At 58.9% G+C, this 15,973-nt stretch carries 8 protein-coding genes; 1 reads left to right on the top strand and 7 read right to left on the bottom strand.

All coding sequences use genetic code 11. The annotated features are described in order from the left end of the window. Positions 1–23: 23 nt before the first annotated feature. Positions 24–2,075 carry an AsmA family protein gene (locus ABLV75_RS23485; protein ID WP_004106693.1) on the bottom strand — a complete coding sequence of 684 codons (2,052 nt, stop codon included), beginning with the start codon at positions 2,073–2,075 and terminating at the stop codon, positions 24–26. 195 nt (positions 2,076–2,270) lie between these two features. On the opposite strand from ABLV75_RS23485, the gene ABLV75_RS23480 reads away from it, so the two are divergent. Continuing rightward, on the top strand, positions 2,271–3,200 hold the full coding sequence (locus ABLV75_RS23480; RefSeq protein ID WP_004106695.1) for a sugar kinase: 930 nt from the start codon (positions 2,271–2,273) through the stop codon (positions 3,198–3,200). Positions 3,201–3,404: 204 nt separating this feature from the next. Here the strand turns inward: ABLV75_RS23480 and ABLV75_RS23475 are convergent, their stop codons facing one another. From ABLV75_RS23475 to bcsB, 6 genes are all read right to left on the bottom strand, one after another. After that, positions 3,405–4,910, bottom strand: coding sequence for a pitrilysin family protein (locus ABLV75_RS23475; RefSeq protein ID WP_004106697.1), 1,506 nt, complete (start codon positions 4,908–4,910; stop codon positions 3,405–3,407). A gap of 219 nt (positions 4,911–5,129) precedes the next feature. Beyond that, complete coding sequence (locus tag ABLV75_RS23470) at positions 5,130–6,416, bottom strand: dicarboxylate/amino acid:cation symporter (RefSeq protein WP_004106699.1); 1,287 nt, start codon at positions 6,414–6,416, stop codon at positions 5,130–5,132. 154 nt (positions 6,417–6,570) lie between these two features. Next, positions 6,571–8,577 carry a biofilm formation regulator HmsP gene (gene hmsP / locus ABLV75_RS23465; protein WP_024274799.1) on the bottom strand — a complete coding sequence of 669 codons (2,007 nt, stop codon included), beginning with the start codon at positions 8,575–8,577 and terminating at the stop codon, positions 6,571–6,573. Between the two features lie 469 nt (positions 8,578–9,046). After that, on the bottom strand, positions 9,047–12,532 hold the full coding sequence (gene bcsC, locus ABLV75_RS23460) for a cellulose synthase complex outer membrane protein BcsC (protein WP_348855179.1): 3,486 nt from the start codon (positions 12,530–12,532) through the stop codon (positions 9,047–9,049). Then, positions 12,514–13,620, bottom strand: coding sequence for a cellulose synthase complex periplasmic endoglucanase BcsZ (gene bcsZ / locus ABLV75_RS23455; protein WP_016807547.1), 1,107 nt, complete (start codon positions 13,618–13,620; stop codon positions 12,514–12,516). The genes bcsC and bcsZ overlap by 19 nt, the downstream gene beginning before the upstream one ends. A 6-nt stretch (positions 13,621–13,626) precedes the next feature. Next, the gene (bcsB, locus tag ABLV75_RS23450) at positions 13,627–15,966 is read right to left on the bottom strand and encodes a cellulose biosynthesis cyclic di-GMP-binding regulatory protein BcsB (RefSeq protein ID WP_004106707.1); all 2,340 of its coding nucleotides are present in this window, start codon (positions 15,964–15,966) and stop codon (positions 13,627–13,629) included. Between the last annotated feature and the right edge of the window lie 7 nt (positions 15,967–15,973).

Raw genomic sequence — 15,973 nt, 5'->3', positions numbered from 1 at the left:
GGCCAGGGGAGTCTTCTTCCCGACTATTTTTTCATCTGCGACAAGATTGCCCGACACTGGTTCGCCTCGCCTTCGGCAGGTGATATCAGCGCCAGCAGCGCTGCTGCCGGCGTCACCAGCGTCGCCAGCGCTGCCGCTACCGCGCCGCGGGCAATCAGCGGCCCCGCCTTCACGCCCGCATTCGGCGACTTAAAGCTGCCGCGAACGTACAGCGGGGAGCGCAGGGTGATAATACGAAAGCCCTTACTCTCCGGATCGATAGTGAGGTCCAGCTGCTCCGACGCAAAGCTGGCGGTCCCGGTCACGTTGATCAGCGCGTTTTCGGTATCAAACGCGAACACCTGCGGCCGGGCGACGCCGTTGACCACGTCGATATTCGCCGCCGCGCAGTTCACCCGCACCTCATCATCGCCAAAGATCTGGCCGATAATAAAGTTACCGACGTTCAGGCCGAGGATCTCCATCAGGTTACGGCTAATCAGCCCGTCGTTCATCAGCAGCTTCAGGTTACCGTTACTGTTGCCCAGCAGCGCGGCGACGGAGTTACCGGTGCCGCGAAGCTCAACATCGCCGTTCATTTCGCCGAGCGTTTTCTGCATCATCTCCACGTTTGGCATCAGCGCTTTGAGCTTCAGGCGGCGCGCCTGCAGGTTGGCCGTCCCCTGCAGCGGTTTTTTATCCCCTTCAAGATGAATGCTGCCGGCGAGGGTACCGTTAGCCAGCCCCAGACGCAGCGGCTGCAGGCGCAGGTCGCCTCGCTGCAGGATGATGTGCGTAGAAAGGTCGCTGATGGGTAGCGTGCTGCCGTGCTCAATCCGCCGTCCTTTGAAGCGCACATCGGCATCCATTACCTGCCACTTGTCGGTTTCAAAGCGGTCATACGGCAACACTTTTCCGGCTGGCTGCGGAGAAGCTTCACCTTTACGCCGTTCAGTCTGGCTGCCTTTGCCGCCGGAATCGACGCCAATCAGCGGCCCCAGATCCGCCAGCCGTAGCTGCCTGGACTCCAGATCGCCCTCCAGCTTAGGCCGGGGTTTACCGGTGGTGTAGATCAGCGACCCGTGGATATCGCTCTCGCCAATACGGCCATTGAAATCCTGATAGGCGAAGCGTGAACCGTTTTTCTCCTTAAAGGTGGCGCGCAGATGGCCGTCGGTAGAGAAAGTCGGCGTATCCGGCAGCAGTACGCCGGTCAGATCGTAGAGATCGCCCAGCGAATCACCGGAAAACTTGAGGCGCAGATCGACGCCGCCGAGATTGAGCGGATCGCTGACCGTGCCGGTAAAAGCGACCCGGGTATTGCCGGAACGAAAATCCCCCTGCAGCGGGAACGGCGTCCCTTCGCTGCGCAGCGCCAGCATGCCGCCGATTTTGCCGTTACCGGAGAGCGGCTGCCCGTTGTAGCTCCCTTTCGCCTGCAGGCCGAAGACGTAATCGCCCACTTTCTGCGACGCTCCTTTCCCTTTTTCGCCGGTCACTTCACTAAACGCCAGCGGTTTACCGAGCGGATCAACCACGATCGTCACATCGGCGCGCGATACCTTGTCATCGATAGCAATCTTGCCGCGATCGAAAAGAATATTGTCGAGTCGGAAAGACCAGCTGGAAGGCGCCGCATCTTTCTCAGACGCTCCCGCCGAAGCCAGGTCGAAAGTCCAGTTGTTGCTCTTCTCCGACAGTCGAATCAATCGCGCGTCCGGCTGTTCAAGCTTAATCCACGGTAGATAGACCGTTTTGCTGAGCAGCGCCAGCGGGGCGAGGGTCGCCTCAACGCGCGGCAGGTGAACCATGGTGACCTGCGGGATGTCAGGCGGGTTGCCGAGGATAATATCTTCGGCATGCACGTGCGGCCAGGGTATCCAGCTTCGCCAGCCTCTTTCGCCGGGCTGGCGCTCCCACACGACGCCCAGATCGCCGCGAATCGCAAACGGACGGTTCAGCTCGGCCGACACTTTCTGATTAATCGTCGGCTTCAGGCGATTCCAGTCAAAGGTCGCCACCACAATAAAAAACAGAACGATCAGTACGACTATCGTTCCAAGGATAATAGCCACGGTTTTACGGGTTCTGGTCATCCCTTCTGCACTCCTTTTGCGTCTCGTCAGTCATGAATATAGTTGAGAAACGTCAGGTGCTCTGCCAAATGCGCTTTTCGTCACATAATCCGCGTCAGGTCAAAAAAATAATGGAACGTTGTTTTAATATCATTGACCATAAAAGCGGCCCAGCGCACACTAGGGTTAATATTGATTTAATTTCAGGTCATCACTATGTCTAAGAAAATTGCCGTCATTGGCGAATGCATGATTGAGCTGTCAGAGAAAGGCGCGGCGGTAAATCGCGGCTTTGGCGGCGACACCTTAAACACTTCCGTCTACATTGCCCGCCAGACCGACGCCAGCGAGCTGGGCGTACACTATGTTACCGCCCTGGGCACGGACACCTTCAGCCAGCAGATGCTCGAATCCTGGCAGAGTGAGAATGTCCAGACGGACCTGATTCAGCGCATGGCCGACCGTTTACCGGGCCTCTACTACATCGAAACTGACGATACCGGCGAGCGTACGTTTTACTACTGGCGTAATGAAGCCGCAGCGAAGTTCTGGCTGGAGAGCGAGCAGTCTGCGGCCATCTGCGAAGAGCTGGCGACCTATGATTATCTTTACCTCAGCGGCATCAGCCTGGCAATCCTGAGCCCGACAAGCCGCGAGAAGCTGCTGACCCTGCTGCGGGAATGCCGGGCAAACGGCGGTAAAGTTATCTTTGATAACAACTATCGTCCGCGCCTGTGGAGCAGTAAAGAAGAGACGCAGCAGGTTTATCAGCAGATGCTGGCCTGCACCGACATTGCGTTCCTGACCCTTGATGACGAAGACGCGCTGTGGGGCGAGAAGCCGGTGGCAGAGGTGATTGCCCGCACTCACGCCGCTGGCGTTGAAGAAGTGGTGGTGAAGCGCGGCGCCGACTCCTGCCTGGTAGCGATTGCCGGACAGCCGCAGCTGGAAGTCCCGGCCGTTAAGCTGGCAAAAGAGAAAGTCGTTGATACCACGGCAGCGGGCGATTCATTCAGCGCCGGCTATCTGGCCGTGCGCCTGACCGGCGGCGATGCCGAATCAGCGGCAAAACGCGGCCACCTGACCGCCAGCACGGTGATTCAGTATCGCGGTGCGATTATCCCGCGCGAGGCGATGCCGCAGTAATTTCGATGGAGTTACGCCCGCCGGCGAGAATCCCGGCTTGCGCTGCGCTTAGCCGGGCTACGGGTTTACCGCCATCTGCACGCCGGTAGACCGGAGAAGGCGCTCCAGCGCCGCCTCCAGGAAAATCACCGGGCCAATCCCGAGCAATAGTTAAAACAGATAAGCCATAAACCTCACCGGATAGCCACGCTATCCGGTTTTGCTTTACTGCGCAGGCGGGATATCCGTCGCTTCGCTACGTCCTTGCGCAACATCACCGGCGCTGTTCGACGCCGCGGCGGCCGCTGGCGCTGGCGCCATCAGCTTTTCCCACGTCGCCTGCAGGTCCTTCATGTTGTACTCCGGTTCGCCCTGCGGCTGCTGCAACACCAGCGCCATATCCTGCGAAAGTTGCTGACGCAGGTACTGATTCAGCATGTCAACCGTCAGCGAATTGAGGAACTCCTGACGCAGCTTCTGATACTGCTCGGGAGCGATATCCACCACCTGATTTTGCAACGAACGCATCCGCTGGCTAATCAGAAGATAGGTATCCGTGCGGGCATAGGTGGCAAACAGCTTCTGCAGTTCAAGGTTTTTCTGCGCAATCAGGGCATCAAACTCATCCTGCGGCAGACCGTTATCGCGCACTTTCGCCAGCTCGCGCGCCACGGTCGTTAAGTTGGCGTTCAGCCGCTCGCCCGGCGATTCGATATTGATCGCGCACTGGGCGCGCTGGTAAAGCACGCGGCAGTCAAAGCCCAGGCCGATATCCTTGATGTTACTTTTGCTCAGATTCTGCTGAACGTGCCAGAACAGCGCTTCTCTGGCGAGGTCATCTCGCCAGTAGCGCTGCAGCGCGACCGAGTCACGAATCGGCTGCCACGGCGCATCCCACATCAGCGACAGCTTATCCTGGCGCACTGCATCGGTCATGATGCTGACCGGCGTCGTCGGCAGCGGCGACAGGGTAGGAACCGCCACCGGCGTTTCGCGCTTGCCCTTCAGGCCGCCGAAAGTTTTGTTAATTTGCTCCGCGACGCTGCGGCTATCGACGTTGCCGACCACAATCAGGGTCATGGCATCCGGCGTGTACCACTTGTGGTAATAGTCTTTAAGCTGAGCAATATCCACCGGCTGCTTCAGCGGCGCCGCCGGATCATGCCCCAGCATGGTGGAGCCTTTCAGCCGATAACGCCACCAGCCCTCTTTAGTATCCGCAGGCCAGGTGACCACCATATCTTCGCCCTGCAGCGCATGGTTGACCGCTTCCGGAGTGATCGACATTTTACCGCTGGCGCTCGCCAGCCAGCTCAGCGCCTCTTTCAGCAGGTCGTTACGGTTATTCGGTAAGCTCAGGTTAAACAAACTGTAGTCATAAGAGACGATGGCGGGCGGCAGAGGACGTTTCGGGTCAATACTCTGCTGCCATAGCGAACGGGCCTGCATGGTCGGGAGGCCACCGTTTTGCGTCAGCGCGAGGCGCGGGATAAAGTGGCTAAAGCCGCTCTGCTGAGTGCTTTCGCTCAGCGAGCCAATATTCACGGACAGGCGAACTTCGATACGATCGCTGGGACGCTGCGGGGTGGCTAAAACCTGCCACTGAAACCCGTTTGCCAGTGTGCCCTGTTGCCAGGCCGGGTCCGGCTGGAGCGCTTCTGCCTGCACATAACCGACCGTCGCCAACATCAGCAAACCACCGGTTAAGAGTCGAATTTTTGTGCCCTGCATGTGAACCCCTGATGAACAATCCTGGTTACAACAGCGGCCCACGGGAGGGCCGCCGAAAAAATGGTGAGTTAAGTACGTCGGTTAGACCACACGGAGACGAAAATGTCGCATGTTGACGTGAAATAATCATAAGGGTCACCGCCGCGCATGCGGCAGCGACCCCTAATTATGCGCAGGAGCCCATAGTCCAGCAAGGGACTATGGACCTAACAGATGGATTTATGAGGATAATTCGTGCGATTTGTCTACCGGCGTACGGTTATTCAGCACATCATCGAGCTGCTGTGAGTCCAGCTCTTTAACCCATTTTGCGACCACAATAGTCGCTACGCCGTTACCCACCAGGTTGGTCAGCGCGCGCGCCTCGGACATAAAGCGGTCAATGCCGAGGATTAACGCCAGGCCGGCGACCGGCAAATGACCGACGGCGGAGATGGTCGCCGCCAGGACGATAAAGCCGCTGCCCGTCACGCCCGCCGCGCCTTTCGAGGAGAGCAGCAGCACCACCAGCAGGGTAATCTGATGGAAAATATCCATATGGCTGTTTGTCGCCTGGGCGATAAACACAGCCGCCATCGTCAGGTATATTGAGGTGCCATCGAGGTTAAAGGAGTACCCCGTCGGGATCACCAGCCCCACCACCGATTTACGGCAGCCCAGCTTCTCCATCTTATCAAGCATCCGCGGCAGCGCCGACTCGGACGAAGAGGTTCCCAGGACGATCAGCAGCTCTTCGCGGATATAGCGGATGAACTTAAAGATGCTGAAGCCGGTGGCTTTGGCGATCGAGCCCAGTACCACCACGACAAACAGGATACAGGTGATGTAGAAGCAGACGATCAGCTGACCAAGCTGCACCAGCGTACCGACGCCGTATTTCCCGATAGTAAAGGCCATGGCGCCGAATGCGCCAATCGGCGCCAGGCGCATGATCATATTGATGATGCCGAATATAACCTGCGAGAAGCTTTCGATAACGTTAAAAATCAGCTGGCCTTTGCTGCCCAGACGATGCAGCGCAAAACCGAACAGCACGGCAAACATCAGCACCTGCAGAATGTTGCCACTCGCGAACGCGCCAATCACGCTGCCGGGGATAATATCGAGCAGGAACGCCACGATACCCTGATCTTTCGCCTGTTCGGCATAAACCGCCACGGCCTTCGCATCAAGGGTGGCCGGGTCAACGTTCATACCCGCGCCGGGCTGCACCACGTTAACAATGATCAGACCGATGATCAGCGCGATGGTGCTCACGACTTCAAAATAGAGCAGCGCCACCGCCCCGGTGCGGCCGACGGCCTTCATGCTCTCCATCCCGGCAATCCCCGTCACAACGGTACAGAAGATAACCGGGGCAATAATCATTTTAATCAGCTTAACGAAGGCATCGCCGAGGGGTTTCATCTGCGCACCCAGCTCCGGGTAAAAATGGCCCAGCAGAATACCGATCGCTATGGCCGATAAAACCTGGACATAGAGGCTTTTAAAGAAAGAGATTTTCATAGGGTGTCCTTTGGAGATAACCACAGACTGTGAGGGGGTATTGCGTCTGTGGCTTAAAAATAACACCCATGAAACATTTCAGAAATAACGAGTGATGAAATTGCAATGCAATTGTTAATTTATTTGAACTGACTCGCATAAGCTAACAATGTTGTTACAAACTTGCATCCTCAACAACAGCCGGTAAAAAGCGGGCCTTAAAAGCCTCAGGCGGCATGGCGCAGCCAAAAAGATAACCTTGCACCGTCTCGACACCCGCCTCCTGCAGCCAGCGATACTGCTTATCGGTTTCAACGCCCTCCGCGACGATGTGCAGATTCAGCCCCCGCGCCAGCTGGATAATCGCGGGCACCATGCTGATGTCATCAGGTAGCATATCGATAAAGACTTTATCGATTTTCAGGATATCCACCGGCAGCGATTTAATATGCTGCAGTTGACGCAGCCCGGCGTAGCCCATACCAAAGTCGTCCAGCGCGATCCGCACGCCCGCTTCACGCAGCGGACGCAGCAGAGAAATCATGGCCTGCGGGTCGTCTATTCGACGGCTTTCGGTGACTTCGAGGATCAGCGTGCCCGGCGCGATACGATAGCGCGCGAGCAGCGCCAGCATCTCCGCGCCGCGATCGTGATGCAGCAGCTGTAGCTGCGACACGTTGACCGATAGCGGCAACATGATCCCCTGATTTTGCCAGGCGGCAAGCTGTCGGCAGGCCTCTTCCATCACCCAGTAGCCGACCGGGACGATCAGCCCGCAGGCTTCGATACGCTCAATCAGATCGCCAGGCAGCGACCAGCTCCCGTCAGCCTGACGCTGACGCAGCAGCGCTTCTGCACCGCAGACCTCGCCGCTGATAGTATCCACCTGCGGCTGCAGCCAGATGGCAAACTGCTGATTATCAAGCGCCGTTAAAATATCGTGCTCTTCCATCAGGCGGCGCTGCGCTTTTTCCATCTGTTCCGGATCGAAGAACTCAATCTGATTTTTACCTTTACGCCGCGCGGTAACGGCGGCGGAAAACGCCCGGCGATAGAGCTGTTCGCCGTTAATTTCGCCGTTAAACATCGCAATGCCGACGCTGGCGCAGGGGCGCAGCTGGATGCCGTGCAACGGTAAACGTTCGCTTAAGACAGTAAGTACTTGCTTACTTAACGTCACCGCCTGCCAGGGCTCGGTAATTCCGTGGGCCAGAATCGCAAAGTCGTAGCCGCTCACCTGGGCCAGGACCATCTGCGTCGGGATAACCGCCCGCAGTTTTTCAACGAGCGTCAACAGCAGCATTTCGCGCTGCGTCTCTTTGAGTACGCCAGCGGTATCCTGCAGCGTTTCGCAGGCGACAATCAGCAGCGCAGACGCCTGCCCACGGGCGACGGTTTGCTCCAGCATCGCCATCAAAAAGGCTTTATTTGGCAGCTCGGATACCGGGAAACGGGTCGATTGCAAAGAGAGTTCATCGTGCAGGCGCAGCAGAGTCTGCTGGTTACGGTTATAGCTGCGCACCAGCATGCCGATTTCATCGTCATGATGTAAGCGCGGTATAGAAAGCTGATGGCCAAGACGCTCCTGCTGCGGGACATCATTCAGCTCGCGGGCGATTTTACGCAGCGGTCGTACCATCAGACGGTTGATGCACCAGGTGATGGCTACCGTCAGCATCAGCACCAAAAGTAAGTAAGCAGTCACTAATGTTGCCAGGGCGCTCATCACGAATTTATACATGCGATATGAATCGGCTTGCAGCACCAGATAGGCCAGCGGCTGTGGGTTAGCGGGCCGCTCAAGGGAGTAGATAGGCAGCGAAATCTGTACCGGCAGTTCAAACATGCGGGTGATGGTTACCGGCACCGGACGCTCGGGGATAAAGCGCATCCGCAGCGCCTGGAACTGATTAGGCAGGACAACATCCGCCCGGCTGACGATGCCAGCAGGCTGAATGCGGCTCAGAATAGCTTCCGCCTCCGGGATATCGGCTTTCAGAATAGCCGCTGACAGCGGTTCGCGGACGGAACGCGCAATGCTCTCTAACTGCGTGGCCGTGGTATAGCGACTCTGCTGAACAAAATGGAACAGCAAAATAGAACAGAAGACGAGTACAAACGCCATGGACACGCTCGCGACCATTGCCATCTGTTTAATTGTAAGTGAACGGCTGACGCGCAACGGGGTTCTCCACTGAAACTGAACGCATACCCGGTTTAGATCCATCATCTCCGGTCGTTTTCAGGCTGATTATATACTCAAATTGTTCGCTCACGCCCGCAAGGCGCGAAGCAATGCCATCGGGAGGCTTTCCCGGCGGCGGCACGGACCTGTAAGCATAGCGCGACCCGGGGACAATTCCCGGGCGGCGGCTGACGCCTTACCCGGGCTACAAAACGACAAAACCGTCCGGGGGACAAGTTCACCACCGCCATCGGGTCGGTAGCCCGGACAAGGTGCCTCTGGCACCGCCTCCGGGATACAGTGCGCAATGCAGCTTCGCTAGCTCTCCCCAGTGGCGCCGCGCTTACCGGAGCTAAAGGTTCACAATCGCCACCGGAGGGGAAATCGGGCTGTATGGCCGGAGGCAACGAGTATACGCGAAGAGCGCCGTGGAGTGACGCCCTGTCGCATAATTCAGCCTAATCTGCTACCAGTCGGCGTAAGGGACCAGCGGCTGCGGCGGCATATCCATATCGCCCTGCCAGCCGGAAGCCGAATAGCGGACGTACAGCAGCGCATGGCTCGGGGTATAATCCTTCGCCTGCTGAATATCCACCGCCGCCCCAACAAACCAGTTGCTGGTTACCCGTCGTTCAATCAGCGCCCGCGCGGTATAGCCGACGCCAGAGCTGCTGCTGCCTTCTTCCGTAAGCTGGCTGGCATCATGACGATACTGAGAGGGGATCAAATTGAGCAGCGGATAGCGCGCCTCGGTTTTGGTCCGCGAGTGGGACCACGACACCGAGCCCCCCAGCTCCCATGACCAGTTCTCCGTCCGCTGACGCCAGGTCACAGGTACCGAGAAGGAGACATATTCCTGCGGACTGTAATATCCCCCCTGACCCAGGGTATAGCCGCTCAGGTCTTTATCGTAGTGCCAGAGCATATTGTTCAGGCCGACGGTGACCCGGCGGTTATCTTCGTTGATCGCTTTATAGTAGTAGCCGGTCATCCAGCGCACGCGCCAGTTGTCGGCAACGTTTTTCCCGGTCAGTTGGTCGACGCCCAACGAAGACCAGACCCCGTTGGCCTCGCCTTTATCGTAGCTCAGACTCACACCGCCGCCGTTGGCGCGCACCCCGCCCCAGGTCTTGCCAGTATGGCCGCCGTTAGGGTTATCTTTCTGCCCGCCGAAGGCCAACAGCGAGCTGGAGATGGGTCGCCGATGAAGATTAACGGTGTAGCCCAGCGGGCCAACGTCGCTGCTGTAGCTCAGGCCGCCCACCACATCAACGACGTTAAAGCCCATCGGCGTGGTGCCGATATCGCCGCTCCAGGTCTCGTTCTGCCAGCCCACCGCTACGCTGGCGCCGCTGTCGCTCTGATGTTTGCTGCCGCCGGTACAGGCGATTTCGCCGCAGGTGCCCCAGCTCGGCGCATAGCTGCCGTCGTTATTGGTAGAAAAACTCCCGGCATCCATATTAACCAGATCGGTACGGAAGAACATTCGCCCGTCGGCCAGCGGGGCATCTACGTGTAACATGGTGGTATGCGCTTTCAGATCGGAATAGCCGCCGGTACCGCTGGAGCCCCAGTAATCATGCTCGAGGGTGACGTTAAGATCCTGCTGGCGATAAAGATCGGCGGCATCACTGCGGATCCCGCGCTTGAGCCAGTCATCGCTGCTGTCGTTACGCGTTAAGCGCGTAAAGGTGTCGTTATCCTGCGGGCGCTCGCGAGTAACCCCGGAGGCCACCATGGCATCCTTATAACCTTCCAGCGCCTGCTGCGGCTCGCCGTTCTGCGCCTGGAAACGCGCGGCGTCGCGCAGCACCAGCGCGCTTTCCATCGACGGCGGCTGCGCTTTCGCCTGGGGCACGATGCGGGCGAAGGTTTGCTGCGCCTGAACGCGATCGCCCAGACCGGCCTGCGCGAGGGCAATACGCCGCTGCATATTGATAGAATCGATGTCTTCGCCCTTGAGCTGCGCCACCTGAGCGCGGGCAGCATTCTTATCGCCGTCGGCAAGATACACTTCCGCGAGTCCCAGACGCGCATCGCCGTTATCCGGCTGCTGGCCAAGCACCCGCTGATATTCCGCTATCGCAGTCTGGCTGTCGCCGCGCTGCTGCGCCCAGTCCGCCAGCGTGAGCGCGTAGCGCACCGACGTCGGTTGCTGTTTAATCAGCGCGATAGCCTGGGCCTCCTGGCCGCTATCGCGCAGCTGGTTTGCCTGCCGCAAGATCCTGTCGCTTTGCAGACGCGCCTCCAGCTCGCGAATATTGTCCGTCCACTGCCCTTGAGGCAGGGCGTTTATCTGCGCCAGCGCCATCTCATCCTGATTATTACCGGATAAATAGAGGCCGTAGGCGTAAACACGATCAGCATCGCCAGGCTGGCGGTTGACCATCGCGCGCATCAGCGCGTCAGCCTCGCTGCGGCTGCCCGCGCTGACCAGATCCCGCGCCAGGCGGTAGGTTATCCACACGCTATCCGGATCCAGCGCCAGCCGACGGCGCTGCACTTCCGCCGCTTGCGCCCAGTTCCCCTGGCTCTCCAGCGCTTCGGCCTGTTTCTCCAGGCGTTCGTTCGTCAGGCTACGTTCAATATCATCAATGCTGCGCCGCTGGGCCGGCGACAGGCTGGCGATATACGCGCTGGCTTTTTCCGGCGATTCGCCGCGATACAGATTCGCCAGACCGCGTACCGCCAGGCTATTGCCGCGATCCATTCGCAGCGCGCGCTGGTAGTAACGCTCCGCCGCGGCGTTTTCTTTACGCGCCGCGGCCACGTCACCCAGCCCCAGCACCGCATAGCTATCGGTAGTGTCTATCCGCTTCGCCTGAGCGTAAGCATTTTGCGCTTGCGCCAGCTGGCCGCTTTTCAGAGCGCTATCGCCCTGCTTGATCAGCAGCCAGTAGCGGTTAGTCTTGAGCAGGCTGTCCCACTTATCGCGGCTCGGGCTATCCGGGGCCATTTTGATAGCTTTACTCAACTGAGCAACCGCCCGCGCCCGATCGCCGCGCTGGGAGTACGCCTGCCCCAATGCGCCAACCGCGTCGCTGTCTTTGGCATCCGCCCGGACAGCCTGTTGTAAATCGGCCACGGCCACCGAACCTTTCCCGGCCTTCACCGCCGCCAGCCCCTCCGCGCGATCGCGGAACGTCGGATCTTTGAGCTGGGTCTGCTGCTGATCGAGCAGAACGCGGGCATTTGCCGAGGTGGAACCGGTGGGGAATTGCACGATAAACCGCTGTAGCGCCTGTACGCTGGCCCGGCTCACCGGCATGCTTTTCACTTCGTTAAACCAGATGTCTGCTGCGATGCCACGACCCGCCGCCGAGCGCGACATCTGTTCAAGATACGCAAATCCCTCTTCCGACTTATTATCGCCAAACATCTGTTTCGCCAGCGCCGTTTGCAGCTGGATGTTGTCCGGTAAGCGGGCGTTGAGTTTTTTCAGCTGATTGATGCCTTCGTTATGTCGGGCGGGCAGGCGCGCCACCAGCGTCCAGTACTCAATCGCCGCCTCATCATCATCCGGGACGCCGTTAAACAACTTCTCGTAAGCGGCGATGGCCTCGTCAACTTTCCCGGCCACGCCCAGCAGGCGCGCCTGCTGCAGCTCCTGGCGGCCATCGCCGGTGCTGCTTTTCATCTCGTCGCGCGAAGCTTTCAGCTCCGCCGATTCCGGCGCCAGCTTCGCCAGACGCGCCAGCTGCTTCTGCGCCCCGGCCGTATCGCCCTGGCGGAGAAGATAGCGCACTCGCGCGGCGACAACGTCCGGATTGTTCGGATCGATCAATTCCAGGCGGTAGAGCGACTGACGCACCAAATCCTCTCGTTTGCTGGCCTCGCCGAGGCGCACCTGCTCCAGCAGATGCTCCTGAACAGGCGTGTTCACGGCGTGAGCCAGCGGCATCAGCGCGACGCTTAGGGAGAGCGTGAATAAGCTTAATGAGAACTTGTGCATTCCTGGTTCCAGTCAGGCCGTAATTCGCCACCGGCAGTGAAGCGAAAACGGTGTTGATCCCATCCCTGGCCGAAAAGGGTCAGGACCGTGCTGTAGTAAGCATCCGCGCCGGGATAGTGGTCGGCGACGCGCTGCCGCTGAATGGCCCGGGCATCTTCATTCTGCAAGAAAGGCAGTAGCGCCGCGGAGAAGCCCACCGGACCGTTGCCGGTGGTTTTACCGGTCGCAACGTTGGTTTTTTCCGGCGGCACACCCTGCTCTACCGTCCGGGCCGCCATCGGTTTAAAGCGCGTCAGCAGGCGGGCTTTTTGCTTATCGCCGTCATCGAGCATACCGGCCCACAGATAGACGCGAATGGCGTCATAGCTGCCGATAATGGGTTTCTCCGCCTTCAACTGCCAGCCTTTGCCTTTTTCGTAACGGACCCAGTCAGGCGAAAAGCCTTTCGGCGCGGTCTCCAGCAGCAGGCGCAGATTGCCGTCGCGTATCTTTGGCCAGGGAGCGCCAAACGCCGCAAAGTAGGTCGCCAGCTGCGGCGGCAGATAGCTGGGATTAAAACGCCAGCCGCCGTCATCGACGAAGCCGACTCTCCCCGGCAAAATCATCGGCCCCAGCCCCGGTACGGTAGCCACTTCTTCATCAGCAATACGCGCCAGCAGCGCTTTGCCGACTTCCGTATACTGGGGCGTTTCCCACAGTCGTCCGGCCTCCAGCAGCGCCCAGGCTATCCACAGGTCGGAATCCGAGGCGGAGTTGTTATCGAGCACCGTCCATTCGTCATCGCTCTTTTTCCCCCACAGCCATCCCGGCAGATGCGCGCGCAGATCGCCCTCGGCAAGGTTGTTTTGCGTCCACTCGAACAGCTTGCGGAAGCCTTCGCGGTCGTTGGCCGCCAGGGCAAAGAACAGCCCGTAGCTTTGTCCTTCCGAGGTGGTGATTTTTCGTGAATCGCTGGGGTCGATAACCCGCCCTTCGGCGCTGACGTACTCTTGTTTAAACTGCTCCCAGGCCGGCCACCGGCAGGCGGCGCTCGCCTGCGCCGCCGCCAGCATGCATATCGACAACACCACTGCACGTACCGCGTTCATCAGCAACTACTCATCATCAAGGTGGAGGCGACGGCGGCTGATAATACGCAGCATGCGCCACAGCACCCACGCCAGTAGTACGATGCTTAATGCCGCCAGCACCGCCAGCAGTACCGGGTGGCTGGAGAGCGCAAACCAGATGCGTTCGAACCACGGCAGATGCCCGATATAGTAAACATCACCTACCCGCAGGCTGTTGACGCCCGACTCGCGAATCACCGAGACGGAGCCAAACATCGCCGCGCGTTTACCGCTATCGTTAAGCGCCTGGGTGAGCAATTCGTTACCGCGAGGGCTATCGGCCAGCAGCGCCACGACGCTGCGTTGATCGTTGTAAGGCGACTGGAAGCCGATTATCGCCGCCATCGACCCGGATGACGTGATATCAGTGCGGGTATTCGGCGTTCTGGCTTCGGTATCGGGGTAGATGCTCGCCAGGTCGTAATGGCGCATCGGCATTTTCACCCAGCTTTTGGTCGCTTCAACCAGCAGGTTAATTTTCGTTTCGTCCTTCAGCGCCTGCGGAATAGAGCCAATCAGCAGCAGGTCGGCGTCTTTGTCCTTAATCTGGCTGCCGTCATCGGTCATGCGCAGGTTAATCGCCGCCAGGCCGGTTTGCGCGCCGATGCCGCCGGCCGTTTCCAGCAGCGTGGCCACCTGGCCCTCGGTCGGCGCTTTCGGCACCACGACTAAGGTATCGGAGAGATCGGCCATCCGGCTGTAGGGGAAGCCCGCGTTAGCAAACACGCGCAGATCCGGCATGGCCATAAAGTGATAGTACTTCGAGAAGTCGATGGTCGAGTCGTCCCCAATCACCACATGATTCTGCACCGGCTGGAAGGTAATACAGTTATCGATAGAGCCGCCGGGCATCGGGTTCATATACTGAAAATCGAAGCGCAGCTGGTTCATCGCCCCAAGGCGCAGCGCCGGGATTGTCACTTCCGTTTTGCCATCCAGCAGCCCCTGCAGCACCGGCAGGCGCAGAATCAGCTTATTCACATCCTGCGAACTGTTGAGGCTGAAAGACTGTAAGAACTGATCGTTCAGGCTGATATCCATGCGCGAGCTGTCCTTGATCGGCGGCATGGTGTAGCGATAGTTCAGGTTCATATCGATGCCGTTGGCGCGCAGCAGGTAGAGATCCGGCGGCAGGTTCAGCGCGACGTTAATGGAATCCGGCACCAGGCCGCTGGATTGCAGCTGCTGTTCGTAGGTTTTCAGCTCGGCAAAGGTCACCGCGCGATCGGTGCGCACCCAGTTTGGCGCATCGTACGGTTTACGCGCCTGCAGTTGTTTGACATCGTCAACCGTCACGCTGCTGCCGCGGAACAGAATATTGCCCTGCGCTATCCCCTTCGCCGCCTGCAGCAGGTCTTTGTCATCTCGCCCAAAGACCACCAGTAGCTTAACGTACGGATTATCCGGATGGTCGATCATTTCAATAGTCGGCGCGTTAACCGGTGGATGCTCGCGCAGGAAGTCCGGGCGCTTATCGTTGGTCGCAAAAACAACGGCGTTGCGGTCCGGCAGCGCATTGAACTGCACCGGGAACTGCTGACCGCGCCAGCCCGCCTTGCTGCCGAACCAGGAGGCAACGATCGCCGCCGCCTGCTGCTGAAGGACACCCGGCGAGGAGGCAAAGACCATCGGTAGCGTCAACTGGCGGTTATCACGCGAATCGTAGAACGGCACAGGAAAATGCGAAAGATCGTTGCGCACGTTCAGCGACTGATAGGTTAAATCCAGATAGCTTTCGCGACCGACGTCCAGCCACAGGGTACTGCTGGCCGGGTTTTCACAGACGTCGCGATAGTGGCCGACGAACTCAAGGCGCACGCGGTTAAAGTCGGTGATATAGAGAGGATCGATTGGGATCTGCGCGCTGACTTTTTTGCCCAACTGCTCTTTGGTGACCGGCAAAACGCCCATCAGCTCATCATTAAGATAAACCTTCAGCTGCGACTGCACCGGCAGCAGTGACGGAGAGGGGGTGTAGTCGAGATTAAGCAACGCTTTCGCCACCACCTCATCGCTGCGCATGCCGAACTCGACCGAACCCTCGGGGCGCGCGCCGCGCAGTACCATGCTGCCGGGAGGCGGAGCGATTTTGGCGAAGGTCAGCTTCACGTCGCGGCTCGGGGCGTTATCGAGCACCACCACCGGTGCCGCCGGATCGGCAAGGGTCGCCGTTGGCTGGCCGTCCGCTACCGTACCGGCAATACCGGGCACGGTTGTCGTCTGCGCCGCTGCCGTTGCCGCTGTCGGTTCCGCATACGACGCGAAGGAGGACCAGCCGCCAATGCCCACCGCTACTGCACAAATCAAAGAGAGTTTTCTGTTCATCGCATTA

The organism is Klebsiella sp. CN_Kp066, assembly GCF_040065135.1.
GTDB classification, from domain to species: Bacteria; Pseudomonadota; Gammaproteobacteria; order Enterobacterales; family Enterobacteriaceae; genus Klebsiella; species Klebsiella oxytoca.
This window is presented reverse-complemented; position numbering and strand designations above follow the sequence as displayed.

What these genes read in the sequence shown, in the direction of transcription:
- bcsB (WP_004106707.1), bottom strand. Translation starts at nt 15,966, where the DNA reads ATGAACAGAAAACTCTCTTTGATTTGTGCAGTAGCGGTGGGCATTGGC.
- ABLV75_RS23475 (WP_004106697.1), bottom strand. Translation starts at nt 4,910, where the DNA reads ATGCAGGGCACAAAAATTCGACTCTTAACCGGTGGTTTGCTGATGTTG.
- ABLV75_RS23470 (WP_004106699.1), bottom strand. Translation starts at nt 6,416, where the DNA reads ATGAAAATCTCTTTCTTTAAAAGCCTCTATGTCCAGGTTTTATCGGCC.
- ABLV75_RS23485 (WP_004106693.1), bottom strand. Translation starts at nt 2,075, where the DNA reads ATGACCAGAACCCGTAAAACCGTGGCTATTATCCTTGGAACGATAGTC.
- bcsC (WP_348855179.1), bottom strand. Translation starts at nt 12,532, where the DNA reads ATGCACAAGTTCTCATTAAGCTTATTCACGCTCTCCCTAAGCGTCGCG.
- bcsZ (WP_016807547.1), bottom strand. Translation starts at nt 13,620, where the DNA reads ATGAACGCGGTACGTGCAGTGGTGTTGTCGATATGCATGCTGGCGGCG.
- ABLV75_RS23480 (WP_004106695.1), top strand. Translation starts at nt 2,271, where the DNA reads ATGTCTAAGAAAATTGCCGTCATTGGCGAATGCATGATTGAGCTGTCA.